At 62.0% G+C, this 20459-nt stretch carries 20 protein-coding genes and 1 pseudogene; 11 read left to right on the forward strand and 10 right to left on the reverse strand.

The features are described from left to right. Positions 1 to 5 precede the first annotated feature (5 nt). The 5 genes from AC0V2S_RS14035 (at position 6) to AC0V2S_RS14055 (ending at position 3517) form a co-directional block, all read left to right on the forward strand. The gene (locus tag AC0V2S_RS14035; protein WP_475510280.1) at positions 6 to 581 is read left to right on the forward strand and encodes a YceI family protein; all 576 of its coding nucleotides are present in this window, start codon (positions 6 to 8) and stop codon (positions 579 to 581) included. A gap of 43 nt (positions 582 to 624) precedes the next feature. Next, the gene (locus tag AC0V2S_RS14040; protein ID WP_475510281.1) at positions 625 to 1782 is read left to right on the forward strand and encodes a phospholipase D-like domain-containing protein; all 1158 of its coding nucleotides are present in this window, start codon (positions 625 to 627) and stop codon (positions 1780 to 1782) included. 122 nt (positions 1783 to 1904) lie between these two features. Further along, positions 1905 to 2492, forward strand: a complete 588-nt coding sequence (locus AC0V2S_RS14045; protein ID WP_475510282.1) for a DUF2846 domain-containing protein — start codon at positions 1905 to 1907, stop codon at positions 2490 to 2492. A 98-nt stretch (positions 2493 to 2590) separates the two neighbouring features. Then, positions 2591 to 3175: a DJ-1/PfpI family protein gene (locus AC0V2S_RS14050; protein ID WP_475510360.1), complete on the forward strand. Its 585-nt coding sequence runs from the start codon at positions 2591 to 2593 to the stop codon at positions 3173 to 3175. Positions 3176 to 3208: 33 nt separating this feature from the next. Further along, positions 3209 to 3517, forward strand: a complete 309-nt coding sequence (locus AC0V2S_RS14055) for a ribbon-helix-helix domain-containing protein (protein ID WP_475510283.1) — start codon at positions 3209 to 3211, stop codon at positions 3515 to 3517. A 135-nt stretch (positions 3518 to 3652) separates the two neighbouring features. On the opposite strand, the gene AC0V2S_RS14060 is transcribed toward AC0V2S_RS14055, so the two are convergent. After that, positions 3653 to 3964: a hypothetical protein gene (locus tag AC0V2S_RS14060; RefSeq protein ID WP_475510284.1), complete on the reverse strand. Its 312-nt coding sequence runs from the start codon at positions 3962 to 3964 to the stop codon at positions 3653 to 3655. Positions 3965 to 4246: 282 nt separating this feature from the next. Next, the gene (locus AC0V2S_RS14065; protein WP_475510285.1) at positions 4247 to 5767 is read right to left on the reverse strand and encodes a fumarate hydratase; all 1521 of its coding nucleotides are present in this window, start codon (positions 5765 to 5767) and stop codon (positions 4247 to 4249) included. 219 nt (positions 5768 to 5986) lie between these two features. Between AC0V2S_RS14065 and AC0V2S_RS14070 the strand changes: the two genes are divergently transcribed. Genes AC0V2S_RS14070 through AC0V2S_RS14080 form a run of 3 tightly spaced genes read left to right on the forward strand, consistent with a single transcriptional unit; the run spans position 5987 to position 8827 of the window. After that, positions 5987 to 7114, forward strand: coding sequence for a GGDEF domain-containing protein (locus AC0V2S_RS14070; protein WP_475510286.1), 1128 nt, complete (start codon positions 5987 to 5989; stop codon positions 7112 to 7114). Beyond that, positions 7107 to 8045: an iron-sulfur-binding ferredoxin reductase gene (locus tag AC0V2S_RS14075; protein ID WP_475510287.1), complete on the forward strand. Its 939-nt coding sequence runs from the start codon at positions 7107 to 7109 to the stop codon at positions 8043 to 8045. The genes AC0V2S_RS14070 and AC0V2S_RS14075 overlap by 8 nt, the downstream gene beginning before the upstream one ends. Before the next feature lie 8 nt (positions 8046 to 8053). Further along, on the forward strand, positions 8054 to 8827 hold the full coding sequence (locus AC0V2S_RS14080; RefSeq protein WP_475510288.1) for an enoyl-CoA hydratase: 774 nt from the start codon (positions 8054 to 8056) through the stop codon (positions 8825 to 8827). Between the two features lie 160 nt (positions 8828 to 8987). Here AC0V2S_RS14080 and pyk read toward each other — a convergent pair whose 3' ends face one another. Further along, on the reverse strand, positions 8988 to 10439 hold the full coding sequence (gene pyk / locus AC0V2S_RS14085) for a pyruvate kinase (RefSeq protein WP_475510289.1): 1452 nt from the start codon (positions 10437 to 10439) through the stop codon (positions 8988 to 8990). Positions 10440 to 10543: 104 nt separating this feature from the next. Beyond that, positions 10544 to 11347 carry an outer membrane assembly lipoprotein YfiO gene (locus AC0V2S_RS14090; protein ID WP_475510290.1) on the reverse strand — a complete coding sequence of 268 codons (804 nt, stop codon included), beginning with the start codon at positions 11345 to 11347 and terminating at the stop codon, positions 10544 to 10546. A 164-nt stretch (positions 11348 to 11511) separates the two neighbouring features. On the opposite strand from AC0V2S_RS14090, the gene AC0V2S_RS14095 reads away from it, so the two are divergent. From AC0V2S_RS14095 to AC0V2S_RS14105, 3 genes and pseudogenes are all read left to right on the forward strand, one after another. Further along, positions 11512 to 11883 carry a tetratricopeptide repeat protein gene (locus AC0V2S_RS14095; protein ID WP_475510291.1) on the forward strand — a complete coding sequence of 124 codons (372 nt, stop codon included), beginning with the start codon at positions 11512 to 11514 and terminating at the stop codon, positions 11881 to 11883. A 95-nt stretch (positions 11884 to 11978) separates the two neighbouring features. Next, entirely contained in the window at positions 11979 to 12416 is a 438-nt protein-coding gene (locus tag AC0V2S_RS14100; protein WP_475510292.1) for a DUF4124 domain-containing protein, read from the forward strand. A gap of 60 nt (positions 12417 to 12476) precedes the next feature. Next, positions 12477 to 12832, forward strand: a pseudogene (locus AC0V2S_RS14105) (PilZ domain-containing protein). A 417-nt stretch (positions 12833 to 13249) separates the two neighbouring features. Here AC0V2S_RS14105 and AC0V2S_RS14110 read toward each other — a convergent pair. From AC0V2S_RS14110 to AC0V2S_RS14135, 6 genes are read right to left on the reverse strand one after another with little or no spacing between them, the layout of a single operon-like run. Continuing rightward, positions 13250 to 14581, reverse strand: a complete 1332-nt coding sequence (locus AC0V2S_RS14110) for a DUF58 domain-containing protein (protein WP_475510293.1) — start codon at positions 14579 to 14581, stop codon at positions 13250 to 13252. A gap of 10 nt (positions 14582 to 14591) precedes the next feature. Beyond that, on the reverse strand, positions 14592 to 15716 hold the full coding sequence (locus AC0V2S_RS14115) for an AAA family ATPase (RefSeq protein ID WP_475510294.1): 1125 nt from the start codon (positions 15714 to 15716) through the stop codon (positions 14592 to 14594). Continuing rightward, a complete protein-coding gene (locus AC0V2S_RS14120; RefSeq protein ID WP_475510295.1) occupies positions 15713 to 16942 on the reverse strand; it encodes a DUF4350 domain-containing protein in 1230 nt (409 codons plus the stop codon). Before AC0V2S_RS14120 ends, AC0V2S_RS14115 begins: the two co-directional genes overlap by 4 nt. After that, positions 16939 to 18531 carry a DUF4129 domain-containing protein gene (locus tag AC0V2S_RS14125; protein ID WP_475510296.1) on the reverse strand — a complete coding sequence of 531 codons (1593 nt, stop codon included), beginning with the start codon at positions 18529 to 18531 and terminating at the stop codon, positions 16939 to 16941. Before AC0V2S_RS14125 ends, AC0V2S_RS14120 begins: the two co-directional genes overlap by 4 nt. After that, positions 18518 to 19495 (reverse strand): stage II sporulation protein M, encoded by a 978-nt coding sequence (locus AC0V2S_RS14130; protein ID WP_475510297.1) that lies wholly within the window; start codon positions 19493 to 19495, stop codon positions 18518 to 18520. Before AC0V2S_RS14130 ends, AC0V2S_RS14125 begins: the two co-directional genes overlap by 14 nt. 10 nt (positions 19496 to 19505) lie before the next feature. Further along, positions 19506 to 20240 (reverse strand): RDD family protein, encoded by a 735-nt coding sequence (locus AC0V2S_RS14135; protein ID WP_475510298.1) that lies wholly within the window; start codon positions 20238 to 20240, stop codon positions 19506 to 19508. Positions 20241 to 20459: the final 219 nt, after the last annotated feature.

Below are 20459 nucleotides of genomic sequence, written 5' to 3' on the forward strand. Positions count from 1 at the left end.
CCCGAATGTTCAAGCTGTTTACCTTTCTTTTCGCCGTGCTGTTCCTGCCAGCTGCGCACGCTAGCTGGTACCTGGATAACGAGTCCTCGCGCCTGTCTTTTATTTCCACCAAGGGCGGCAAGTTGTCCGAGGTGCATCGCTTTCTAACCCTGCATGGCCAGATCGACGACAACGGCGCGGCTACATTGCGGGTCGAGCTGGACTCGGCAAGCACCGGCATTCCCCTGCGTGACGAGCGTTTGCGCACGCTGCTGTTCGATACCGAGCACTTCCCAGAGGCGCTGATTACGGCGCAACTCGACCTGGCGCCTATCACCAATCTGGCGCCCGGTGCGCAGTTGGAATTGCGCCTGCCGTTGACGGTCGAACTGCATGGCCGGCGGCAAACCGATACCGCGGAACTGCTGGTGACTCGTTTGGATGAACAACGTTTTCAAGTGGTGACGCTGGCGCCGCTGGTGCTGCAGGTTGAAGATTTCGACCTCAGCGACGGCCTTGAGGCGCTGCGCAAATTGGCGGGTGTTTCCACGATCAGTTGGTCGGTGCCGGTGGGCGCCGTGCTGATTTTTACCGTGCGTTGATGCTGGAGTTATCTGTGCTGGAACCGCAAAGGAAGCAGGCCTGATGCCAGGACGTATCTACCCGTGGCGTACCGACAACGGTTTTGAGTTGCTGGTGGACGGCCCGCAGTTTTTCCCCCGAATGTTTGAATGCATCACCCGTGCGCAGCGCCAGGTGGAGCTTGAGTTGTACCTGGTGGAGTCGGGCGCCTGCGTCGACCTGCTGGTGCAGGTGCTGTGTGCCGCCGCCGAGCGCGGCGTGCAGGTGCGTTGCCTGTTCGATGGCTTCGGCAGCGCGGCCTTGTCCGTTGTGGACCGCGAACGCCTGGTGAAGGCCTGCATCGACCTGCGCTTTTACAACCCGATCAAGATCTGGCGCTGGCAGCGCAACCTGTACCGCGACCATCGCAAGCTGTTGCTGGTGGACGGTGCAGTGGCGTTTGTGGGCGGTACCGGGGTGACCGACGCCTTCTGGACACCCGGCGAAGACCACAGCGCCTGGCACGAAGTGATGGTGGAAATCACCGGCCCGCTGGTGCCGGATTGGCAGCATCTGTTCGAGCAGCAATGGTTGGCCAACCCGCAGAACCGCGCGTGGTTGCCGTTCAAACCGGGGCCGCGGGCGCGCATTCCGATGTTGCCGGTGGGCGGTGCGGGGCTCGGGCGGGTGGCGTATGCCAACGCCATGCAGCACCGCGATATCGTGCAGTCGCTGGTGCGCGCGTTGAACAGCGCGCAGCGGCGTATCTGGTTGGCCACGCCGTATTTTCTGCCCAGTTGGAAAGTGCGCCGCTCCTTGCGCAAGGCCGCCCAGCGCGGCGTGGACGTGCAACTGCTGCTCACCGGCCGACAAACCGACAACCCGCCGGTGCGCTTCGCCGGGCAGCGCTACTACCCGCGTCTGCTGCGCGCCGGGGTAAAAATCTTCGAATACCAGCCGTGTTTTCTGCACCTGAAAATGGTGCTAGTGGATGACTGGACCAGCATTGGCTCGTGCAACTTCGACCACTGGAATTTGCGCTTCAACCTGGAAGCCAATCTGGAAGCAGTGGAGCCGCCGTTGACCGCCGCAGTGGTGCAGAGCTTTACCAACGACTTTGCCCAGAGCAAGGAAATTACCCTGGAGCTGTGGAAGTCGCGGCCGTTGTGGAAACGCATGCAGCAGCGGTTGTGGGGGTGGTTGGATCGGGTCGTGGTAACGCTGCTGGATCGCCGCAAATAGCTCAAGGCCAATCGAGGCTTCAGCCTCGATTCCTGCAAACGGTAATTTCCAGCCTTTTGTCGGGTGCTTGCATGGACACACTTCCTTAGTCTCAGCGCCATAACCATAAGAGGAATGCGCGCTTGAGCCGACATCACCCACTCGTTGTTTTTCTGCTGCTGTGCCTGGCCGGCTGCTCTTCCCCCGGCGCCTTTCTTGATACCAACGACGGCCCGCTCTTCACCGCTCACGCCCTGAGCGATGAAGACCACGCGCTGGTCTACCTCTATCGCCCGCAAAGCGACTGGGCCGATCAGGAAATCGAAGCCCCCGGCCTGTTCCTCAATAAAAAGCTGATCGGCAGCCTGCCCAGCAACAGCTACCTGGTGCTGGAACTGGATATGGCGAGCTACCCGCTGGAAATGCGTCGGCCGCTGTTCGGCTCGTTCTGGACGGCGTTGGCCGACGGCATGCTCGACTTCACCCGCATTGCCGGTTTCAACCTCGATGTAGGGGCGGGCGGCACGTACTACCTGCGCTATGACGAACTGAATCCGCCACCGCTGGCCGAGGGCACGCCGACGCTGGGCGATGGGCCGCTGCAATTGGTGCCTGCCTCTCTGGCGGAAAAAGAAATCGCCGCCACCCATGAATTTCAGGCGCCGCAGCGGTTTTCTGCCGATGGTGTGCAGGTGAAAGAGGGCGGGTTTTGGGGTGCGTTAGGGCTTTAAGGGCGAATTGGGCAGGTAGTACTAGCCTATTACCTGCCTCGTAAGTGGCGCGGCAATACTGGCCACGCACTTACTTATTCACCTGCCCGGAGATACCCCTGATGGCCGCTAAAAAGATCCTGATGCTGGTTGGCGATTACGTTGAAGACTACGAAGTGATGGTGCCGTTTCAGGCCCTGCAGATGGTCGGCCATACCGTCCACGCCGTGTGCCCGGACAAAACCGCCGGGCAGAGCGTGCGCACGGCCATCCATGACTTCGAAGGCGATCAGACCTACAGCGAAAAGCCCGGCCATAACTTCGCCCTGAACTTCGACTTCGCCAAGGTGAAGGCCAAGGATTACGACGGCCTGGTGGTACCCGGCGGCCGTTCCCCGGAGTACCTGCGCCTGAACAAGAAGGTGCTGGACCTGGTGAAAGCCTTCGACAAAGCCGGCAAGCCTATCGCCGCCGTGTGCCATGGCGCGCAGCTGCTGGCGGCCGCCGGCATTCTCAAAGGCCGTGAGTGCAGCGCGTATCCGGCCTGCGCGCCGGAAGTGAAGCTGGCGGGCGGCACCTATGTGGAAATCGCCGTGGACCACGCCCATATCGAGGGCAATCTGGTCAGCGCGCCGGCCTGGCCCGCACACCCGAACTGGCTGGCGGGTTTCCTGCTGCTGTTGGGCACCCAGATCACGCTGTAAGCTGCCACGCCATCTTTAGAAGGAGCAGGGCCCATGTGCGAGTTGTATGTAAAGGCGGATCCCATTCTGTACGAGTCGCGCTCGCGGTCCCTGCGTATCTGCGGGGTGGTGACCACCCTGCGGCTGGAGAATCAGTTCTGGGACATTCTGTCCGAGATCGCCGCCGTCGATGGCATGACGACCAATCAGCTGATCAGCAAGCTGTACGAGGAAGTGATGGACTACCGCGGTGAAGTGGTGAACTTCGCGTCGTTTCTGCGGGTGAGTTGCTGCCGGTATCTGGCTCAGCCAAAAGACAAGCAGGCGCCGTTGAGTCTGGTGGCCAGTCGGTCGCAGGTATAAGGGCGTTTTAGCGCGGGGGAGGGAGATAAATGCGACCGGAAGAAATGAACTACCCGGTTAGTCTGTAAGCATTTCGCTCTTATCTTGTAGGACAGGACTTACGTGAAAGCGTCCTGGCTTACTTTTGTAGGACAATCACCAGTACAAAGTGACCACGGTAGGACCGGCTTCGGAGCCTTTAACGTCGCTGACCGCATTGCTCTTCAGCGGGGATTCAGTGCGCGCACCGTTGCTTTCACGGTCAACACGGAAGCTGTTGATGCCGTCGCAATTGTGGTTTTCAACGCGGACAGATTGGCCATTGCTACCGCTGCTCAATTCGCATGCGGAGGTAATGGTGATACCGATGGCCAGATTGCCGGAGGCTTGCCCTGCCTGGGCTTGAGCGCCCATGAGGGTGAATGCTACGGCTGCAACGAGGGACGCAAAACGACTACTGCTGGTCATACGAAATCGCTCATTTGATGGTTCGGGTTGTCTGCACTCAGGCAGCAAAGCGTTAAAACCATCCATAGCGATCCGGGTTCCTGCCCCGGGGTCTGTACGCATATTCCGTCATTTCCGTGGCGCCAATCTTACTCACGGGTATGTCAGCTTGCCACTACCGTCTGTAAGACATTCGCCATAGTGTCGTGTATGACATTGACCCTGTCGCTTTTATCTACTTTTTCTGACGCCAAAAAAATACCCGGCACATGGCCGGGTATTTTTACTGCGCTTTAGTGGCGTTTAGATTTCAACCGCCAGGCTGTCGCTGATTTTCTTCTGCCAGATGGCCGGGCCGGTGATATGCACCGACTCGCCCTTGGTGTCGACCGCTACGGTCACCGGCATGTCCTTCACTTCGAACTCGTAGATGGCTTCCATCCCCAGCTCAGCAAAGGCCAGCACCTTGGACTTCTTGATGGCTTGCGCCACCAGGTAAGCGGCGCCGCCAACGGCCATCAGATATACGGCTTTGTTGTCCTTGATGGCTTCGATGGCAATCGGGCCACGTTCGGACTTGCCGATCATGCCCAGCAGGCCAGTTTGCTCAAGGATCTGACGGGTGAACTTGTCCATCCGCGTAGCCGTGGTCGGACCGGCCGGGCCCACCACTTCGTCGCCAACCGGATCAACCGGGCCAACGTAGTAGATAAAGCGGCCCTTGAGGTCCACTGGCAGGCTTTCGCCTTTATTAAGCATTTCGACCATGCGCTTGTGCGCGGCATCGCGGCCGGTGAGCATTTTGCCGTTGAGCAGCACGGTTTCGCCTGGCTGCCAGCTCTGCACGTCTTCCGGGGTCAGGGTGTCGAGGTTGACGCGACGGGCCGATGGGCCGGCTTCCCAGACGATTTCCGGGTAGGCGTCCAAGGGTGGCGCTTCCAGCGAAGCCGGGCCGGAACCGTCGAGCACGAAGTGCGCGTGACGGGTGGCGGCGCAATTGGGGATCATGCACACCGGCAGCGAGGCCGCGTGGGTTGGGTAATCCATGATCTTTACGTCGAGCACGGTGGTCAGGCCACCCAGGCCCTGGGCGCCGATGCCCAGTTGGTTGACCTTCTCGAACAGCTCCAGGCGCATTTCTTCCAGCTTGTTCTGCGGGCCGCGGGCTTTGAGCTCGTGGATGTCGATGGAGTCCATCAACACTTCCTTGGCCATTACCGCGGCTTTCTCGGCGGTGCCGCCGATGCCGATGCCGAGCATGCCCGGCGGGCACCAGCCGGCGCCCATGGTGGGCACGGTTTTCAATACCCAGTCGACGATCGAGTCTGACGGGTTGAGCATGGCCATCTTCGATTTGTTCTCGGAGCCGCCGCCTTTGGCCGCCACGTCCACTTCCACGGTGTTGCCGGGAACGATGGAGTAGTGGATGACCGCCGGGGTGTTGTCCTTGGTGTTCTTACGCGCGCCTGCCGGGTCGGCGAGGATGGATGCGCGCAGCACGTTTTCCGGCAGGTTGTAGGCGCGACGGACGCCTTCGTTGATCATGTCGTCCAGGCCCATGGTGGCGCCGTCCCAGCGCACGTCCATGCCTACGCGTACGAATACGGTGACGATGCCGGTGTCCTGGCAGATCGGGCGGTGGCCGGTGGCACACATGCGCGAGTTGATCAGGATTTGCGCCATGGAGTCACGGGCCGCTGGCGATTCTTCGCGCAGGTAGGCTTCGTGCATCGCCTGGATGAAGTCCACGGGGTGGTAATAAGAAATGAACTGTAAAGCGTCGGCGACGCTCTGAATCAGGTCGTCTTGCTTGATCACGGTCATGCAGCGCGCTCCTCTATAAACACGGGAACATCTAAGCGCGCAGGGCTAAGCCCGGCAGGCTCGGTAAGGCAAAAAAGGCGCGGCAGTATAACGCGCAGGGCGACATTGGCCCACCCGGTGACGATAGACCTTGGTCGATTAACGCACGAACAGGCGTACTAGGTTTTTGGCTAGCACCTAGGTACAGTGACAGCAAGATGCCAGTACGGGACGGAGCCCATGAGCAGCGCGAAAAAGAAGGGGACACAGAAAGCCCTGCAAAGCCTGCTGCTGAAGCGATTTGGCATGGCTGCGGCTACTTACGGCCTGACATTGCTGCTTTTTGTGGTGCTGGTGGTGAGCGGTCAGTATCAGGCCGAACTTTCCACTGCGGTGCTGTGCGCTAGCCTGGTGATCATCAGTCAATTGGCGTTCTTCGGCATCTTCATCAGCGGCACCAACCTGCGCTTTAACGACCCCAGCCTCACCGCCCCGCAAGTTCTCGTCGCCCTCAGCCTGCTCACCTACCTTATGTACAACCTGCACAGTGCCCGCGGCACCATGCTGGTGTTCTATCTATTGATTCTGCTGTTCGGCGTGTTTCAACTCGCGCCGCGGGTGTTTGCCCGCTGCGCCGCGTTCGCCTTCTTCGGTTTTACCCTAGTGAACCTGTGGGACGCGTTTCAAATGCGCCTACCCGACCCCAAGCTCGCCGCGCTGCAAGTCGGCGTACTGGCGGTAATGCTGGTGTGGCTGAGCCTGTTTGCCGGCTACGTGCAGGCCCTGCGCCAACGCATGCGCCAGCGTCGCTTCGCCCTGCAAGCGCACCAGGACACCCTGCGCGGCATGATGCGCCAGCTCGAAGACCTGGTGGCCACCGACGAACTCACCGGGCTGTTCAATCGCCGGCACTTTCTGCGCCTGGCCGCCCGCGAGCTGGAGAACCTTGGCCTGGAGCGGCGGCACGGCCTGGCGCTGATCGACCTCGACCATTTCAAACGCATCAACGACCAGCACGGCCACGCCAGCGGCGACCGCGTGCTGCAAACCTTCGCCACCGTGGCCCAGGCCTGTCTGCGCGACGGTGATGTACTGGCCCGTTACGGCGGCGAAGAATTCGTGCTGCTGCTGCCCAACACCGATGCCGACCAACTCACCGCTTGTTGCGAGCGCCTGCGCGAAGCCTTTGCCGGAGCCGAGCCGGTGGGCGTGAAGGTGGAGAGCATCAGTCTGTCCGCCGGTATGACCCTGCTTGAAGCCGGCGACGACCTGGACGAAGCCCTGCATCGCGCCGACCAGGCGCTGTACCGCGCCAAACACAGTGGGCGCAATTGCTGCCACGCGGCCTGGGAGGGCAGTGGTGCCTGAGCTGCGTGTCGCGGGCCAGGCGATCCCCGTAAGCCCTGGCAGCAATCTGCTGGATGCCTTGCTCGGTGCTGGCGTTGCTGTGCCCTACAGCTGCCGCGCTGGCAGTTGCCATGCCTGCATGGTGCGCTGCGTGGGCGGCGAGCCGCTGGATAACAACCCCGATGCCCTGAGTGCTGCCCAGCGTGAGCAGGGTTGGAGGCTGGCGTGTCAGTGCCGGGTGGTCGACGACCTCAACGTTGAAGTGTTCGACCCCGTGCGCGACGGCCTGCCGGCCACCATTACCAGCGTCGATTGGCCCAGTCCCAACGTGCTGCGTTTGCGGCTGACGCCCGAGCGGCCGCTGCGTTATCGCGCCGGTCAGCACATCCTGTTATGGACCAACTCCGGCATTGCCCGGCCGTACTCGCTGGCCAGCCTCGCCGGTGAAGACCCGTGGCTGGAGTTTCATATCGACTGTCGCCACAGCGGCGCCTTCAGCGATACCGCGCGGCAGTTCCAGGCCGGCGATACCCTGCGCCTGGGCGAGCTGCGCGGCGGCGCCTTGCACTACGACCCCGACTGGCAGCAGCGGCCGCTGCTATTGATGGGCGCGGGCACCGGTCTGGCGCCGCTCTATGGCTTGTTGCGTGAGGCATTGCGGCAAGATCACCAAGGCAATATTCGTCTTATGCACGTGGCCGCCCATAGCAGCGAGCACTACCTTGCCAGCGAATTGCAGGCGCTGTCGGCAGGTCATCCGCAGTTGCAAATCGAACTGGTGGAAGCGGCCGAGTTGCCAGCCGCTTTGGCCGAACTACGCCTTGTTTCACGGCAAACCCACGCCTTACTCTGCGGCCAGCCTGCGAGTATCGAAACCTTTTCGCGCAGGCTTTACCTGGCAGGTCTGCCGCGCAACCAAATGTACGCCGACCTGTTCTTGCCCCATGCGTGAGGATGGTTATGAGCGAACATGTACTGGTCGAGCGCGAAGAGGGTTTGCTGACCCTGCGCCTGAACCGTCTCGATAAAAAGAACGCGCTCACCCGCGCCATGTACAGCCACATGGCCGAGGTTCTGGAACAAGCCGACAACGACCCGAGCGTACGCGCCGTGCTGATTTGCGGCGGTGAAGAATGCTTCACCAGCGGCAACGACATCGCCGACTTCCTGCAAGAGCCGCCCACCGGCATGGACAGCCCGGTGTTCTTCTTTATGCGTGCCCTGTTCGAAATGAAAAAGCCCGTGGTCGCCGCCGTGGCCGGCTCGGCTGTGGGCATCGGTACCACGCTGCTGCTGCATTGCGATCTGGTGTACGTAAGCCAGGACGCCAAACTGAAAATGCCATTCGTGGCGTTGGGCTTGTGCCCGGAATACGGCTCCAGTTTTATCCTGCCGCAGATGGTCGGCCACGCCAAAGCCGCCGAACTATTGCTGCTCGGTGAGTCATTTACGGGTGCGCAGGCTGCCGAGTGGGGCATCGCCAATCAGGCACTGGAAAGCGGCGCCGCCACCCTGGCCAAAGCCAAGGAAATGGCCAAACGCTTCCAGCACTTGCCGCCCAAAGCGGTGGAAGTGAGCAAGGAATTGATGCGTGGCCCTGGCCGGGAACAACTGCGCCAGGTGATTGCAGATGAAGGGGCGCTGTTCAACCAACGGCTGCGCTCGCCTGAGGCGATTGAAGCGTTGTCAGCGTTTATGCAGCGGCGCAAACCGGATTTTTCCAAATTCGCGTAAAGACCGGTTAGGTCAGAGACCGACGGAGCAGAACATCCACCGTCATCCCCGCGAAGGCGGGGATCCAGAATCTGGAAGGTTGCGAAAATTCTGGATTCCGAATCGTCGGACCGCCGCCTGCGCGGGAATGACGGTAGTGATGTGGGTTTTCCAGGAAAACCTAAACCTGTGGTTCACCGACGTGCAGGATCTTCATGGAGTTGGTGCCACCAGTGGTGTGGTAGCTATCGCCTTTAGTGAGGATCACCCAATCCCCCGGCTGCACCACGCCGCGTTTCACCAGCTCTTCAATCGCCGCCTCACTCACCTTGTTCGCCGGCAGCGCTGCCGGGTCGAACGGTACGGTGTACACGCCGCGGAACATGGCCACACGGGCCTGGGTTTCGCGGTGCGGGGTGAAGGCGAAGATCGGCACCTGCGAGCGAATGCGCGACATGATCAACGGGCTGTAACCACTTTCGGTCAGGGCGATGATCGCTTTCACACCGGGGAAGTGGTTGGCGGTGTACATGGCCGCCAGGGCCACGCTTTCATCGCAACGGGTAAAGGTGTGGCCCAGACGGTGGCTGGAGCGTTTGTTGGTCGGGTGTTTTTCCGCACCGACACACACGCGCGCCATGGCTTTTACCGCTTCAACCGGGTAGAGGCCGGCGGCGCTTTCGGCCGAGAGCATTACCGCATCGGTGAAGTCCAGCGCGGCGTTGGCCACGTCTGACACTTCGGCACGGGTCGGCATCGGGCTGCTGATCATCGATTCCATCATCTGCGTAGCGGTGATCACCGCTTTGTTCAGACGACGGGCGTGCAGAATGATTTTCTTCTGAATGCCCACCAGCTCGGCATCGCCGATTTCCACGCCGAGGTCGCCACGGGCCACCATCACGGCGTCAGAGGCGCGAATCAGGCCGTCGAGGGTTTCGTCGTCGGCTACCGCTTCGGCGCGTTCGATTTTCGCCACCAGCCAGGCCGTGCCGCCGGCTTCATCGCGCAGGCGCCGGGCCAGTTCCATATCGGCCGCATCACGCGGGAAGGAGACGGCCAGGTAATCCAGCTCCATCTCGGCAGCCAGCTTGATGTCGGCTTTGTCTTTGGCAGTCAGTGCCGGCGCCGTCAGGCCACCGCCACGACGGTTGATGCCTTTGTGGTCGGACAGCGGGCCGCCGATGAGGACGCGGCAGTGCAGCTCGTCTGCGGTGGTCGATTCCACCAGCATCACCACGCGGCCGTCGTCGAGCAGCAGCTCGTCGCCGGTTTTGCAGTCTTTGATCAGGTCCGGGTAGTCGATGCCGACCACTTCCTGGGTACCGGCATCACGCGCGTGCGTGACGGAGAAGCGGAAGCTGTCGCCTTCTTTGAGCTCGATGCGCTTGTCTTTGAATTTGGCGATACGGATCTTCGGGCCTTGCAGGTCGCCCAGCAGCGCCACGAAGCGGCCGTGCTTGGCGGCAATTTCACGAACCAGATTGGCGCGCGCTTTGTGCTCGTCCGGAGTGCCGTGGGAGAAGTTCAGGCGGCATACATCGACGCCGGCGAGAATCAGTTGTTCCAGAACTTCAGGCGAGTTGCTGGCTGGACCGAGGGTGGCGACGATTTTGGTGCGGCGAAAGGTCATGCGTAAAGACTCCAAAGGGCGAGCAGAACCCGAGGCTACTATGCCCGTACGCTGTAGTCATTGTTCCGCTGCACTACCTTCACCTTGCGTTTATGGCGCGCTGCTCAAGGGGTGATGGTATTCAGTGCGGTATCCAGATGGCGGGCGGCTTTTTCGCGCAGTTCGCTATTGGGGTACTGGGCGAGCAATTGGCGCAGGTACTCGATGGCCTTGTCGCGGCTGGGGTGCGGGTTGTCGGGCGCCAGGTACATCAGCGCTACCTGGTACAGCGCTTCTTCCTTGATCGACGGTTCCACGGCGGGATCTTTGAGGGCAACTCGGTATAGCTCCTCAGCTTCGGCGACACGATCTTTCAATACGGCGCGACGCGACAGCAACGTCATGTCCGGGTCGAGGCTGGCCTTATTGAGGTCGAGGTTCTGGCTTGGCTTCCAGTTGGCCAACAGCTCGCGGGCGTTTTGCTGCAAGGGTTCGTTGGCGCGCTGGCTGATGAGCGCGATGCGCTGTTCGCTGCGGGCGGCGGCGCGGGTCTGGGCGAATTCGTTGCGCACTTTATAGAGGGTGTTAAGGGCCTTGGTGTCGTCGCGCTGGTCGTTGAAGCGGCTCATATAAATAAGGCCGATCTGGTACAGGGAAATGGCCCGCACTTCGTCGCTGAGCTTCTGGTCTTCATAGCCCTGCATATAGGTGGCTTCGGCCTTGGCGCTGGTGCCGTCGCGGATGGCCATGGCGCTGTAGGTGAGCAGGTCGCCTTCGTCTTCGATGGCGGCGAGCATGCGGTTGTTTTTCAGCTCCTTGGATTCGGCCACGCCCTGGGTGCCGACCTGGGCTAGAAACAACGGCGTAGTGGGCGCGCAGGCCGTAACGGCCAGGCAGCAGAGCAGGGGGAGCAGTGAGCGAGCGGGCATGGGCGTTCCTTGTTCTTATAGTTGTTGCCGGTGCTCGGCCAGTCTAGCCACGGCCTGGCGCGGGACCAAGGGTGCTGGCGCAGTTCCAATCGGAGGATATGCTCATATTCCATCTGCAGTTTTTTCCGAGGCTGTCGATACACTCCTCAATGGAGGATATGCCTATGCGATTTTTACTTATTCTGGCCGGGGCGCTCAGTGTTGCAGGCTGCAGCAGTGCGTCGCTGGATTACCACTTGGACAAAGCCTACGAGCAATACAACGCCGGCGATTGCGACAAGGCCATGCTGGAGCTGTCGCAAGCCGAGCGCAAAAGCCGCTCGCGCAGTTATGTGCAGCCGGAAATCTCACTGCTGCGTGGCCAGTGCCTGGAACGCGAGAATTTGTACGTCGACGCCGCGCAAACCTATCAGTTCATCATCGCCCGCTACCCGTCGAGCGAGTACGCCTATCGGGCCCGCGCGCGGCTCGACACCCTGGAACAACTGGGCCACAAGCCTAACCCGGCGGCCAAGGTGTCCGCCGCGCCGCTGTAACTTGAAGACGGCGCTTGGCAAGCCCTGAGGGGTTAGGGAAGATGGCAACGCCCGGTCTTGTTCCGGGCGTTGTTGTGTATTCAGGGAGGAAGGCCATGCGGTTGCTGGTGTTGGGTGCGCTCTTGCTGGCGCCGTTGTTGTTGCCTTTTCAGGCGACAGCGCAAATCTATAAATGGACAGATGCCCAGGGTGGCGTGCATTTCGGTGAGCAACCGGTTTCCGGGGCGACCGAGGTGGAGGTCAAACCGCAGGTTATCCAGCGTGATGACGTGACCCGGCAGCGTGAAGAGCGCACGCAGAACTTCTACAAAGCCCGCAGTGATGAGCGCGAAAAAGCGCAGCAGCAGGCGTCTCAAGCCGCTGCCGAACAAGCCAAGACCTGCAGCCAGCTGCGTTACCAGCTGCGGCAGATGCCGACGGGGCGGTCGTACTATTCGATCGATGCTAAGGGTGAGCGGGTGTATTACACCGACCAGCAATTGGACGCCGCTCGTCGCCAACTCAGTGGCCAGATCGCTCAGGAATGCGAGTGAGGGTGGCTCAACCTCGATACAGAGGCCATACTCAAAGGCCGCCCGTAGCGATTTGCCATCATGCGAAGTGAACGCCGAATCGATCGACATCAGTTGCCGTATTACCTGAATGTCTTTAACCGTATTACTGATAAGCCCATGGGCCATATTGGCAATGTGTCGCTGGACGGCTTGATGCTGATCAGCGAGTTGCCGATGTTGGTGGGGGCTCGGTTTGAGATGTGCCTGAAGATTCCGGGGCCCAGTGGGGTGCGGGTGATTAATTTCTCGGCTACGTGCCAGTGGTGCCGGGAGGATGTGACGCCGGGGGATGGGATTCGGGGTTTTCTCTGGTGGCGCCGCCGGCTGAGTATGTTGAGATGGTTGATGCTTTGCGGCAGTACTTCACGTTTCAGACTTTGGCTACGCCGGTCTGAACCCATCACCGTCATTCCCGCGCAGGCGGGAATCCAGCGATCTTCTGGCGGACGGTTTTCTTCTTTACCGCGTGTGCTGGGCGTTTTTGTTTCGCGCCTTACGCGCGAGTCACTTTTGTCATTGCGACAAAAGTAACCAAAAACGCTAGCCCCCACCTTGGGTCTACGCTGCGCTCCGACTTCCCTCCCTCCGTCGTTACTCCAGGGGCCGTCCTGAAGGGCCATCCATGGCCCTCAGGACTCTCCGCGGCTCCCGGCCGCTACGACCCCTTACGCAACGACTCCGCTCGGCCTGCGCTCAAGGGGCGGGCAGATCACGATCAAAAGCCAGATCAAAAGCTTCAAACTGCCGCGATTGAGTTCCCCTCTCCCGCGTGCGGGAGAGGGGCTAGGGGTGAGGGCCGGGGCGCACGCGGTCTAGAAGACGCCTGCTTTTTTCCACGCAAGATACCGTTCAACAAGCTCCGGCCCAAGTTGACTCGGCCGCGCATCCAAAACCGGCACCCCATGCGCAATCAGCCGCTCATGCAGCCCGGCCCGCGCATTCAGGTAGTCCACCGTCCCGCAGTAGGCCAGCGCTTCTTCGTAGTTGTGCACGGGGTTGTGGCGCAAGCTGTCGAGCACTTCTTCGCGCAAGCTGGCGATCAGTACGCGGTGTTGGCGGCCGAGGCGTTTGGCGGCGGCCAGCAGTTCTTCGTCGTCTTCGTCGCGCAGGTTGCTGACGATCACCACCAGCGCCCGACGCCGTTGCCGGGCCATCAGGCTGTCAATCGCGGCGGCGTAGTCGGCGGGGCGTTGGGTGCTTTTCAGGTCGTAAACGGCGTTGAGCAGCACGTTCAAGTGCGCCTGGCCTTTGACCGGCGCGAGAAACCGCTGCTGGTCGCCGGCGAAGGTGGCCAGGCCTACCGCATCGCCTTGGCGCAGGGCTACGTAGCTGAGCAGCAGGCAGGCGTTGAGGGCGTGGTCGAAGTGGGAGAGGTCGCCGTCCTGGCTGCGCATGCGGCGGCCGCAGTCGAGTAGGAAGATGATCTGCTGGTCGCGCTCGTCCTGGTATTCGCGGGCGATCGGTGTGCGTTTGCGGGCGGTAGCTTTCCAGTCGATTTGCCGCAGGGTGTCGCCGTCGCGGAATTCGCGCAGTTGCTGGAATTCCTGACCGAGGCCGCGGCGTTGTTGTTGACGCACGCCGAGCTGGCCGAGCCAGTCGTCCACGCCTTTGAGGCTGGCGTCGTACAGGCGGGCGAAGTCGGGGTACACGCGTGTGGCGCCGGGCAGGTCCAGGTAACGGCGGCCTTGCCATAAGCGCAACGGGCTGGGCATGCCCACCTCGCAGCGTTCGAAGCTGAAGTGGCCGCGTACCAATGGGCGCACGCGGTAGCTGAATTGGGTTTGCTCGCCGGGCCGCAGTTCGATGCGTTGGGGCAGAAACTCTACGTCCATGCCGGCCGGCACATGGTCGAACACTTCCAGTTGCTGGCGGTGTTTGAAGCCGTGCTGGGCCACCAGTTGCACCTCGCCCCAGCGGCCCAGCGAAAGGTTGCCGGGCAACGTGCGGCTAAGGTGTGGCGAGGGCAGTTGCCGTAGCCATAGCACGTCCAGCGCACTGACCAGCGCCAAGGCAAACAGCGCCGCCCACCACAGCGTGTGCAGGGTGGCCGGCACGTGCACGGCCAGCGCATGCAGAACGCCCAGCACAATTGCCAGGCTCAGCAGGCCGCCAACCAGCAGTAACAGCAGACGCGTTGGTTTCATTGAGCGAGCTTCATAGACGCGGCGCTGCCACCTGGTCGAGCAGTTGTTGCAGCACTTGGTCCACCGAAAGCCCTTCGATATCCAGCTCTGGCGACAGGCGCACGCGGTGGCGCAATACGGCCAGGGCGCAGCCTTTGATGTCGTCTGGGGTCACGAAGTCGCCGCCGCGCAGCAGGGCGCGCGCACGGCCGCCACGTACCAGGGCGATGGAGGCGCGCGGCCCGGCGCCGATGGCCAGTCCCGGCCAGCTGCGCGTGGTGCGTGCCAGGCGTACGGCGTAGTCGAGCACCTGTTCGTCGAGGGCCAGTTCGCTGGCGATTTTCTGCAGAGCCAGAACGTCTTTGGCTTGCAGCAACGGGCGCAGTGGCACCACGTCGAGCATGTCGGCGCGCGAGGAGCGGCTGACCTGGCGGACCATCGTCAGCTCTTCATCGAGCTGTGGATAATCCATGCGCAGCTTGAGCATAAAGCGGTCGAGCTCGGCCTCGGGCAGTGGATACGTGCCTTCCTGTTCGATCGGGTTCTGCGTGGCCAGCACCATAAACGGCTGGGCCACCGGCAGGGCGCGACCTTCCAGTGTCACCTGACGTTCCTGCATCACTTCCAGCAGGGCCGCCTGGGTTTTGGCTGGGGCGCGGTTGATTTCGTCGGCCAGCAGCAGGTTGGTGAACACCGGGCCTTTGCGCAGTTTGAACTGCTCCGATTGCAGGTCGTACACGGCGTGGCCGGTGACGTCGCTGGGCATCAGGTCGGGGGTGAACTGGATACGCGCAAACTCGCCGCCAAAGCAGCGGGCCAGGGCGCGCACCAGCAGGGTTTTACCCAGCCCCGGCACGCCTTCGAGCAACACGTGGCCGCCGGCCAATAACGCCGTCAGCACGTCGTCGATGACGGCGGTCTGGCCGATCAGGGCCTTTTGCAGTTCCTGGCGCAGGGCCTGGGCCAACTGCGTGGCGCGTTGGCGCTGGCTGTTGGCCGGCGGCGCGGCTGGCGCGGGGGCCGGCGGTGGCGTCAGGGCTTCGACGATAGCGGCGGTCGGAGCCGGGGCTGGCGTCGGGCTGTTTTCCAGGGCATTGGGGTCCAGTTCCAACTCGGTGGGCTGAGTGTCTGGCTGGTCGGGCGTCTGTTCGCTCATAGGGCATTCCTGAGGGTTTGCAGGTGGGCGACCTGGCGGGTGAATTCGGTGGCGGAGATCCGTTGCTTGGGCAGCGGACGCATGGCTTGGCTAATGGCACTGCTAGGTAAGCGACTGAGGCGGCCGAGAATCTGCCATTGCGTGGCAACGTCCAGCCGTTCAAAACCGGGGTGGCGGCGGCGGGCCTGGCGTTGGATATCCCGTTGCAGGCCTTGCAGCAAGCTCTGTGCGCCGCTGTTGCGGCGCAGGAAATCGGCGCTGGCACGCAGGTGTTCCTGCAGTTGCCGGCGGGCCAGGCTGGCCGGTGCCAGCAGCGGGCCCTGACGGCGACCATTGGCCCACAGCACCAGCACAATCAACAACGCCAGGGCGGCCAGCGTCTCGGGGAAATTGCGCCATAGCAGGGTCAGCAGGTCGTCACGGTCGGCGCGGTAGAGCAGGGTGACCTGGCTGTCCTGGGTCAGGTACCAGAGCAGCCAGGCGTTGTCGTAATCGGCGATGCCGTCGTTCTGCCAGATCCAGCTGTCGGTCACCACCGTTACCAACCCGTCACCGTAATTCAGCTGCAGCATATGGGTGGAGTCGGCGCTATTGGCCCAGGCCAGGGCCTGGTTTTTAGCGTCGAACAGATGGTAGTCGGTGTCGAAATTCACGTAGGCCGGAGCGTCTTCGTTTTCCAGGTACAGCTTGGTCAGCTGCGGGTGATGGTCGACCTCGGCCTCGCTGTCTTCGGCTTCAGGGGTCGGCTCTGGCGGCGCGGTTTTTTCGTCGTCGTCTTCGGGCTTGGCGTCGGTGTCTTGGTCCAGGTCTTCGGTGAGCAGCTGATGAATGCCCAGGCGGTCGAGCATCAGGTCATCACTCTTGCCGGCCTCTTCGTCCCACAGCGACTCGGCGACCACCAGCACATGCCCGCCCTTGGCCGCCCAGGCCAATACGTTTTCGGTCTGCCGTGGGGTCATGTTTTCCCGGCTGGCGAGCAACAACAGGGTGTGGCCCTGGCTCGGCAGGTGGTTCAGCACATGCACATTGTCGGCGCGCTGCACGCTGACCTGCCGGGCTTTCAGAAAGCTTTCGGCGGCCAGGTACGGGTCGGCGGCCACTTCCGGCGACGGCCCGTGTTTGATTTCTTTCTGGTAGGGCGTGACCTGGCTCAGCACATACACGGCAGCCAGCCCCAGCAACAACACAATCACCGCCCCAAGGGCGAACGAAACGCGCCGGGTCATGCCTGCGCTCCCGTCTGGAACAAGCGCCGCCAGCCTTCACACAGGCCGCGCTTGAGATTGTCCGGCGGCGTCTGGTGGCCGTAGGCGAGGTTTTGCCAATGGCGGGTCAGCACCTGGGTAAAGCGGCTTAGCTCGTTATGGTCCAGGTTCAGTACCAGTTGCTGCACTTCGCCCTCGGTGTGCGAGCCTTTAAGCGGCAAGTGGTAGTCATGCAGCAAACGGCTGAGCAGGGCGCGGTACAACAGGCCGAGTGCTTCGCGCGGCTGTTCGCTCCACAGACGTTCTACGCTGCTGGCCACATCGTCTGGCAGGCTTTCCGGCGCCACTTCCAGGCCAAACAGCATGCTCGGCACTTCGCGTTTTTGCCGCTTGGGCAACGATAACCGCGTGGTAAAGGTGCTCAGCCATTCGCGGTATCGCCAGACCAGCAACGCTACCAACGCAATGACGACGCCCCACAGCAGCACTTCGACGGCGTTGGCCAGCCACTTCATGCCTTGCCAGGCTTCGATCAGTTTCTTGATGCCATCAATCAGCGCCGAGCCGGACGTGCTGTCTTTCTTCTTCTCGACTTTCTTCACCGCGTCGTCGCCAAAATGCCAGCGAGTGACGGTTTCGCGGTTTTCGAACGGCGGCTGATCGAGGATTTTATCGATGCTGGTCTGCGCTGCCTGGCTGGTCAGCGGCTGGTTTTGCAGACGGTCTTTGTCCGGGCCGATGGGGTCGTCATAGGGAATCGGGCAGCTCTTGGCCGGCTCAGGCTTGTCGGCCGCAAACGCAGCGTTCGGCGTTTGCAGCAGCAGGGCCGCGAAACCGAGTAGCAGCACATAGGCGATGCCGGTCAGGCGTTGGCGCAGACGGCGGAAAGTCAGTTCGATATCCCAGCCTTCGAGGGTCGTGCGGCGGTTCAGGTAGAGGGTAAAACCGCACGCCACATACACCGGCTCCCACACGGCCAGCACCAGCACATAACCGGCGTTGGACAGGTGCTCCAGCCACAGCCATTCGCCGGCTTGCGGGTTGATCAGGCTTTGCCAGTCCCAGTCGGTTTTCATCTGTTGCGGCAGCAGCAGGTAGAACAGCGCGCTCAGGCCAAGCACCAGGGCGCTTTCCAGGTGCACGCCGAGCACCGTCAGCCACGTCGCGGCGCCGGTGCTGCGCTGGCCAAGCACCACCAGCCGTTTGCTGCGCGCTTCACCGTTCAGGCCTTCGAGTTGCACCACCGGCAAATCGAAGCTGCGGGTCATGCTCAGGCGTCGCCAGGTAAGGCTTTTCAGCAGTTGCGGTTTGAGCAGGCGCGGCCAGGCTTTGACGGCCTGTTTGATCGTCGGCGTATTGCCGAAGATCGACTGCGACAGCACATGCAGCGGCAAGCGATCGAAGGCCGGCTTCAGCAGCCAGAATAAAAACACCGACACGCTCGGGTACTGCCACAACACGGCCGTGATCAGCAAAAAGACCGGCACGGTAATCACCAGCCAGCTGCAGAACAGCAGGCGTACGTGCTGGCGGGCCAGAAGAATGCCGAGGTCGATGGCTTCCCAATTGCTGCGCGGGCGAATCGCCACGCTGGCGTCAGTCAGGCGCATGGTGGGTCCGCCCGGCAAAGGAGAAGTAGCTCAGCACCAGGGTCCACAGACCCGCGCCGACAATGTATTTAACCAGCGGCGTGGTGAACGTCATCGACGACCAGTACGCCTCGACAAACGCCGCAATCAGCAAGAACAGAATGACTCCGGCCACCAGTTGCACGGCGCGCCCGGCGGCCAGGCGCAGGGCTTCGGCACGGGTAAAGCGCCCCGGCGCGAGCAAGGCCCAGCCCATCTTCAGGCCGGCGGCACCGGAAAAAACGATGCCGGTGAGTTCGAACGCACCGTGGCCGATCACGAAGGACCAGAACGTTTCGGTGTAGCCCACCTGGGTTAAATGGCCGGCCACGGCGCCGATGGTCAGGCCGTTGAAGAGCAGGAAAAACAGGCTGCCCAAACCAAACAGCAAGCCGCTGGCAAAGGTCTGAAAGGAGATGCCGATGTTGTTCATGATGTAGTAGCCGAACATCATCCAGTCATCGCCGGCGTCGCGATCGGCGCGGCCGATGCGCCGCGCTTCGGGGTCGTACATACGCTCCATCTCGCTGACCTGGTCGGGCGCCATCACGCTGTAGATCAGGTCGGGAAACGCGTACACCAGCACGCCCATCAGAATCAGGCTGCCGAAAAACATCAGCGTGGCCAGCAGCACGACGCGCCATTCTTCGCGAACCAGCCGGGCGAAACCACCGAGCACGAACTGGATGATCTGCCCGCCCAGGTGACTGCGGTGACGGTAGAACTGCTGGTGCCCGCGCATGGCTAACAGCTGAAGCTGGTCGATCAGGTGGCTGCTGTAACCGCGCTCCTGGGCCAGCGCCAGGTGGTGGCACAGGCGGCGGTAGTCGGCGGCAAATTCCTGGCTGGCATCGCTGTTGGCTTTGCCGCGTTCGAGGCTTTCCAGCAGCGTGGTAAAGCGCTGCCATTCGGCCTGGTGGCGGGTTTCGAAAAGGGTCTGTTTCATGCAGGCGCCTTCATGTCGGACCTAGCAAGCCGCTGGCGATGCGGTTGAGCTGTTGCTCAGCTTGCTCGGCCGGTACCTGCAACGGCGCGGCCAGAATCGCCGCCAGCTCGGTGCGCCGCGCGGCCGACAATTCTGCCTGCCGCTCACTAAACCCCAGCACCGCGCGTTGTTCGTTCAGGGTCAGCGGGAAGGGCGCACGCAGCGGTTCGGCGCTTACCAGCGGCGGGCGTTGCAAGGCCACATCGCGGTATACCACCAGGGTGCCGGCGGCCAGATCGCCGAGGCGTTTGAAGGTGCGGCTGTACAGGCAACTGAGGATGCCGAAGGCGTAGGCAAACGGCAGCACGTCAACAAAGCGCAGCAGGTTACGTGTCAGCGAAGCAGCCCAGCCAATCGGCGTGCCGTCATCGTGTACCACCCGCAGGCCCATATACTGCTTGCCCGGCGAGCGCCCCTGGTTGAGCACTTCGAAGAGCACCATGTACCACCAGTTCACCAGGAAAAACACGATAGCGCCCAGGCCCATGCCCAGTTGGCCGAGCAGGCTCAAGAGGAAAAAAGCGACGCCGAGAATAAGGCCGCGAATTGCCAGGTCGATGGCAAACGCCAGGGCGCGGACCAGCAAGCCGGCCGGGCGCATCACCAAGTCGATGCCTTCCGGGGTTTCCACATGGAAACGGGTATCCAACACGCTACCTGGCACAGGCGGCGGTGTGTGAATAGCTGGGGCGGGGGTGTGGGGCATCGGCGCACTGTGTCGAGGAAAGCCCGATGCTAGCGAGCAGCAGGCGGGGAAGCAACCGGGCCACGCAAATGGCCTGGGGCAGGTTCGACTTCAGTTGCTGACGGGAACGGCGTAGGGATTGCTGACTATAGAGCCGGTCATGATTACGTCCTTGTGAGTAACTTCTCCGAATGACCGCATGCTAGCGGTCGGCCAAATTGTCCACAAGCCCGCAACCTG

It is taken from the genome of Pseudomonas sp. CC11G, from assembly GCF_056174845.1.

Excerpts from the sequence above, each read along its gene's own strand:
- AC0V2S_RS14035 (WP_475510280.1), top strand. The coding sequence starts at position 6 with ATGTTCAAGCTGTTTACCTTTCTTTTCGCCGTGCTGTTCCTGCCAGCT.
- AC0V2S_RS14055 (WP_475510283.1), top strand. The coding sequence starts at position 3,209 with ATGTGCGAGTTGTATGTAAAGGCGGATCCCATTCTGTACGAGTCGCGC.
- AC0V2S_RS14095 (WP_475510291.1), top strand. The coding sequence starts at position 11,512 with ATGCGATTTTTACTTATTCTGGCCGGGGCGCTCAGTGTTGCAGGCTGC.
- AC0V2S_RS14100 (WP_475510292.1), top strand. The coding sequence starts at position 11,979 with ATGCGGTTGCTGGTGTTGGGTGCGCTCTTGCTGGCGCCGTTGTTGTTG.
- AC0V2S_RS14090 (WP_475510290.1), bottom strand. The coding sequence starts at position 11,347 with ATGCCCGCTCGCTCACTGCTCCCCCTGCTCTGCTGCCTGGCCGTTACG.
- AC0V2S_RS14120 (WP_475510295.1), bottom strand. The coding sequence starts at position 16,942 with ATGACCCGGCGCGTTTCGTTCGCCCTTGGGGCGGTGATTGTGTTGTTG.
- AC0V2S_RS14065 (WP_475510285.1), bottom strand. The coding sequence starts at position 5,767 with ATGACCGTGATCAAGCAAGACGACCTGATTCAGAGCGTCGCCGACGCT.
- AC0V2S_RS14110 (WP_475510293.1), bottom strand. The coding sequence starts at position 14,581 with ATGAAACCAACGCGTCTGCTGTTACTGCTGGTTGGCGGCCTGCTGAGC.
- pyk (WP_475510289.1), bottom strand. The coding sequence starts at position 10,439 with ATGACCTTTCGCCGCACCAAAATCGTCGCCACCCTCGGTCCAGCCAGC.
- AC0V2S_RS14125 (WP_475510296.1), bottom strand. The coding sequence starts at position 18,531 with ATGCGCCTGACTGACGCCAGCGTGGCGATTCGCCCGCGCAGCAATTGG.
- AC0V2S_RS14070 (WP_475510286.1), top strand. The coding sequence starts at position 5,987 with ATGAGCAGCGCGAAAAAGAAGGGGACACAGAAAGCCCTGCAAAGCCTG.
- AC0V2S_RS14080 (WP_475510288.1), top strand. The coding sequence starts at position 8,054 with ATGAGCGAACATGTACTGGTCGAGCGCGAAGAGGGTTTGCTGACCCTG.
- AC0V2S_RS14060 (WP_475510284.1), bottom strand. The coding sequence starts at position 3,964 with ATGACCAGCAGTAGTCGTTTTGCGTCCCTCGTTGCAGCCGTAGCATTC.
- AC0V2S_RS14115 (WP_475510294.1), bottom strand. The coding sequence starts at position 15,716 with ATGAGCGAACAGACGCCCGACCAGCCAGACACTCAGCCCACCGAGTTG.
- AC0V2S_RS14130 (WP_475510297.1), bottom strand. The coding sequence starts at position 19,495 with ATGAAACAGACCCTTTTCGAAACCCGCCACCAGGCCGAATGGCAGCGC.
- AC0V2S_RS14040 (WP_475510281.1), top strand. The coding sequence starts at position 625 with ATGCCAGGACGTATCTACCCGTGGCGTACCGACAACGGTTTTGAGTTG.
- AC0V2S_RS14135 (WP_475510298.1), bottom strand. The coding sequence starts at position 20,240 with ATGCCCCACACCCCCGCCCCAGCTATTCACACACCGCCGCCTGTGCCA.